At 39.0% G+C, this 5,411-nt stretch carries 4 protein-coding genes; all 4 read left to right on the top strand.

The genetic code is table 11. The features are described from left to right. On the top strand, positions 1–1,625 hold a 1,625-nt coding region (locus QZ413_RS09740), incomplete at its 5' end, for an NAD-dependent malic enzyme (protein ID WP_297079730.1). Positions 1,626–1,704: 79 nt separating this feature from the next. Beyond that, entirely contained in the window at positions 1,705–2,664 is a 960-nt protein-coding gene (locus QZ413_RS09735; protein ID WP_297079729.1) for an AEC family transporter, read from the top strand. Positions 2,665–2,840: 176 nt separating this feature from the next. Continuing rightward, a complete protein-coding gene (locus QZ413_RS09730) occupies positions 2,841–5,108 on the top strand; it encodes a glycoside hydrolase family 65 protein (protein ID WP_297079726.1) in 2,268 nt (755 codons plus the stop codon). A gap of 104 nt (positions 5,109–5,212) precedes the next feature. Beyond that, a partial coding sequence (locus tag QZ413_RS09725) for a LacI family DNA-binding transcriptional regulator (RefSeq protein WP_297079724.1) occupies positions 5,213–5,411 on the top strand: 199 nt, incomplete at its 3' end.

Here is a 5,411-nt window from a genome sequence, read left to right as displayed (position 1 = left end):
AAAAAGGAAAAGCAATTTTAAATAATCCCTTCTTAAACAAAGGTACAGCATTTAGCTTGGCAGAGCGTGCTGACTTAGAAATCGAAGGACTATTACCAAGTGCAGTGCAAACACTCGCACAACAAATCGAAGTAACATATGCGCAATTAAGCCAATTAGAAGGCCGTTACGCAAAGAACAAATTCTTGATGAATCTTTACAACACAAATCGCATTTTGTACTATGCATTAGTCGGTGAACACGTAAAAGAATTATTACCTGTCATCTATACACCAACTATCGCAGATAGCGTTCGTGAATTTTCAACCGATTTCGTTCGTCCAAATGACGCAGTCTATCTTGATGTAAACCATCCAGAAACGATTGAAGCTGTGTTAAAAAATGCTAGTCATGATCTAGAACAAGTAGATTTACTTGTGATTACAGATGGCGAAGGTGTTTTAGGTATCGGTGACTGGGGTGTTCAAGGTGTGATGATCTCAGTTGGTAAATTAGCAGTCTATACTGTGGCAGCAGGCATGGACCCAAGACGCGTATTACCGATCGTAATCGATAACGGAACCAACCGCAAAGAATTATTGGAAGATCCAAACTATTTAGGAAACCGTCAAGAACGTAAAACGGGCCAAGAATATTGGGATTATATCGATCAATTCGTTACGACAGCTAAAACTTTATTCCCTAAAGTCCTATTCCACTGGGAAGACTTTGGTCGTGGGAATGCAAGTGTCATTTTAGAAAAATACCGCAATGAAGTGACAACCTTCAACGATGATATCCAAGGTACTGGTGTGATGATGTCAGCAGCATTAAATTCAGTTGCTGAAGTAACGAAAAAACCAGTTCAAGATCATACGTTTGTCATCTTTGGTGCTGGGACTGCCGGAATCGGTGTGACCGAACAAATCAAATTGGAAATGACTTTAAATGGTTTAAGCGAAGAAGAAGCAAATAAACGTTTCTACTTAGTTGATCGTTTTGGTCTAGTGACTAAGGATCAAGAAAATCTAACAGAAGGTCAACAACGTTTTGCTCGTGATAAATCAGAGTTTGAAGGCTCAGTGTCAACATTAGCGGAAGTCATCAAAGCCGTAAAACCATCTGTTTTGATTGGGACTAGTGGCCAAGCGGGTTCATTTACCAAAGAAATCATTGAAGATATGGCATCATTTAATGAACGTCCAGCAATCTTACCGATTTCAAACCCAACAGATTTACAAGAAGCAACAGCCAAAGACATCTTAACCTTTACCAATGGTCGTGGTTTAGTTGTAACGGGTAGCCCTTCTGAACCTGTTACAATCGGTGATGTGACGTATCATATTGGTCAAGCCAATAATGCATTATTGTATCCAGGATTAGGTCTTGGGATCGTGATCAGTAAAGCATCTACTGTAACAGATAGTATGCTTTCAGCAGCCGCTCACGGCATCGCAAACTTCCAAGATCTATCACAACCAGGTATGGCATTATTGCCACCACTTGATGCGGTAAGACCTGCTTCAAAAGCTGTGGCAATGGCGGTTGTCAATGCAGCGATCAAAGATGGTGTCGCAACACAAGAAATTCAAGATGTCGAACAAGCAGTGGACAGCGCTGTTTGGAAAGCAACTTACCAAAACTAAATGAACCAATCCACCTTGAAAAGAAGGTACTGATTGGTTCCTTCTTTTCTGAAGTTTAAATCAGAAAGAGATGAAAAAAATGTTGTTTTACAATTCTGTATCAAGTGTATTCTCAATTATTTTATTAATGGCGTTAGGCTATTATTTAAAAGCCAAAAAGGCGGTCGATCCTTCTTTTAGTAAAAATATTTCAGGGCTGATCACAAAAATCGCTCTACCTGCTTCTATTTTTGTATCCGTATTAAAATATTTAACTCGCGATACGTTGATTAGCTTATCTGGTAACTTATTGTTCCCTGTATTAGCGGCTGTGATTGGCTATGCGATTGCCTATATCTTAGTAAATGTGTTACGCATCCGTCCAGGACGTCGTGGTACGTTTATCAATGCAATCGTTAATGCCAATACCGTATTTATCGGATTACCGTTAAATATTGCGTTGTTTGGTGAAAAAAGTTTACCTTATTTCTTAGTCTATTATATCGTGAATACTGTATCGACTTGGGCGATCGGTGTCTTCATTTGGGCAAACGATGATCCAACAAAAATCAAAGGCGACAAAGGAAATAGTACCTTTAGATGGCAAAAACTATTGCCACCTCCTCTTGTAGGATTTATTATTGCGATTATTTTCTTAGTTTTAAATATCCCTGTTCCAACATTCATCAATTCAACTTTAGCGTATGTTGGAAACTTAGTTACACCATTATCTTTGATCTACATCGGAATCGTGTTATACGATGCTGGTCTAAAAAATATGAAATTCGATCGCGATACGATCGTGGCACTGTTTGGTCGTTTCATCATTTACCCTGCAATCATGATCATCTTGATTTCACTAGGTAGCAGTTTCCTACACAACACTATGGAACCTGTTTTACGTAAAACCTTGATCGTTCAATCTGCAACACCAATGTTAGCTGTCTCTCCAATCTTAGCAGCTGAATCAAATGGGGATGTAGAATATGCAACCAACCTTGTCGTAACAAGTACTATCTTATTTATCGTTGTTGTGCCGATTTTAATGGCCTTCATCTAAAAAAGTGTGGTAGCTTTTGCTACCACGCTTTTTTTGCACAAACATATGCAACCGATTTTACTATTAATGGTTTATACAGGATTTAAATAAACTTAACTCTTTAACATAAAAACATTTGACTTACGCAACCGATTGCTTATAATGAATGTAGACAGAGAAAAGATGGAGGGAATTTTATGAACCAAATCAAACGATTATTTGAGATCGATCCTTGGAAATTACATACATCAACTTTAGCAATCGGTGACCGTCGCCTACAAGAATCCTTAACAAGCATGGGAAATGGCTATATGGGTATGCGTGGTAATTTTGAAGAAACCTATTCTGGTGATCACCACCTTGGCACATATATCGCCGGTGTTTGGTACCCAGATAAAACACGCGTTGGTTGGTGGAAAAATGGCTATCCTGAATATTTTGGTAAAGTTATCAACGCGGTCAACTTTTTAGCAATGGATATTTCGATCAATGGTCAAGCATTAGATTTGGCGACGATCCCTCCTGAAGATTTCTATTTAGAATTAGATATGAAAAGTGGAATTTTGCGTCGTAGCTTTACCGTAACGATCGATGAAACCACAGTGGCCTTTAAATTTGAACGTTTCTTAAGCATCGTTGAAAAAGAACTTGCAGCGATTCGTTTAGAAGCAACAGTAATCAAAGGGGAAGCACAAATCGTCGTGACGTCAAAATTAGACAACCTTGTACAAAATGAAGACAGTAACTACGACGAGCGCTTTTGGCAAGAAGTCAGTCATGAAGTGACACCTAGTCTTTCAACACTTACCGCTCGGACAGTTGAAAATCCATTTGGTGTCGAACAATTCGTAGTCACTTCTGCTATGAAACATTCCAAAGAAAGCGATCAATTAGGTGAACATGAACTAATGGTCGAGCAGACATTCAGTCAACATCTTACAGAATCGGAATCATTTAAATTAGATAAGTTTGTCGTAATTGTAACCAGTCGTGATATTCCAGAAGAACAACAAGAACAAGCTGTAGCCGAACTTTTTGAAACATTTGGTACGGACTATGAAGCGCACAAACAAGCGCAGATCGAGGCTTGGGAAAAACGTTGGCAACTTGCAGATGTCGTAATCGAAGGTGACGATGAAGCACAACAAGGGATCCGCTTTAACTTGTTCCAACTATTTTCGACTTACTATGGTGAGGATGAGCGATTAAATATCGGGCCAAAAGGCTTCACTGGTGAAAAATATGGTGGTGCAACGTATTGGGACACTGAAGCTTATGCAGTTCCTTTATATCTAGCTTTAGCAGATCCTTCTGTTACGGAGAATTTGCTAAAATATCGTTACAATCAACTCCCACAAGCTTTCTTTAATGCAAGCCAACAAGGACTTAAAGGTGCTCTTTACCCAATGGTGACGTTCACAGGTGTAGAGTGTCATAATGAATGGGAAATTACCTTTGAAGAAATCCATCGTAACGGTGCGATTGCTTATGCGATCTACAATTACACCAATTACACTGGTGATGAAACGTATCTTAAAGAAAAAGGATTAGAAGTGTTGGTCGCGATCGCACGTTTTTGGGCAGATCGAGTTCATTATTCAAAACGTAATCAATGCTATATGATCCATGGGGTCACTGGTCCAAATGAATACGAAAATAATATCAATAATAACTGGTATACCAATACTCTAGCCAAATGGGTCTTAGGATATGCTTTAGAAAATTACCGTAAATTCGAACAAGATGTCGAGTTTACAGTCACTGAGGAAGAACAAGAAACTTGGAGTGAAATTATCGAGAATATGTATCTTCCTTACGATGAAGAACTTGGTGTTTTTGTCCAACACGATACGTTCTTAGATAAAGACTTGATGCCAGTTCGTGATCTAGATCCACAACAATTGCCATTAAATCAAAATTGGTCTTGGGATAGAATCTTACGCTCTTGTTTCATCAAACAAGCCGATGTTTTACAAGGGATCTATTTCTTTGGAGATCATTATTCACTTGAAGAAAAACAACAAAACTTTGACTTTTATGAGCCGATGACAGTCCATGAATCTTCACTCTCACCTAGTATCCACGCGATTTTAGCAGCAGAACTAGGTATGGAAGAAAAAGCAATCGAAATGTATGAACGGACAGCACGACTAGATTTAGATAACTACAACAACGATACTGAAGATGGTCTGCATATCACATCGATGACAGGTAGTTGGTTAGCGATCGTTCAAGGATTTGCTCAAATGAAAACTGCGGACAATCGTCTAAGTTTCGCACCATTCTTACCAGAAAAATGGACAGCCTACGCTTTTCATGTCAACTATCGCGGACGTTTGATCGCGATCAAGGTTACGAAAACAAATGTTACATTTGAAAAATTATCAGGAGAACCATTGGACTTTACAGTCTATGGTCAATCATATCTGTTAGAAGACGACTTAACGGTCGAATTAACAAAATGACGACCAAAAAGAACGGTGAAGTTTCCTTCACCGTTCTTTTGTTTCTAGCACCTTACGCTTGACTATGTTAAGATAGATAAAGCTTTTAAAGGGGGAGTTTTTCCATGAGTATTACAGTCAAAGATGTAGCGAAAAAAGCAGGTGTGGCTACATCCACTGTCTCTCGTGTAATCAACGATCATTCTAGTATTTCTGAAGAAACCAAACGCAAAGTTCGCAAAGTCATGGATGAGCTCGGTTACGTACCTAACGTTGCCGCGCGCAACCTAGGTAAACAAGTATCGAGCACTATCGGCATTATCT

It is taken from the genome of uncultured Enterococcus sp. (assembly GCF_913775425.1).
Lineage (GTDB): Bacteria > Bacillota > Bacilli > Lactobacillales > Enterococcaceae > Enterococcus_G.
The sequence above is the reverse complement of the archived record's forward strand: the minus strand, read 5'-3'. Positions and strand labels throughout refer to the sequence as shown.

Bases quoted from the DNA above. Each gene is read 5' to 3' on its own strand.
- QZ413_RS09735 (WP_297079729.1), top strand. From the start codon at position 1,705: ATGTTGTTTTACAATTCTGTATCAAGTGTATTCTCAATTATTTTATTA.
- QZ413_RS09730 (WP_297079726.1), top strand. From the start codon at position 2,841: ATGAACCAAATCAAACGATTATTTGAGATCGATCCTTGGAAATTACAT.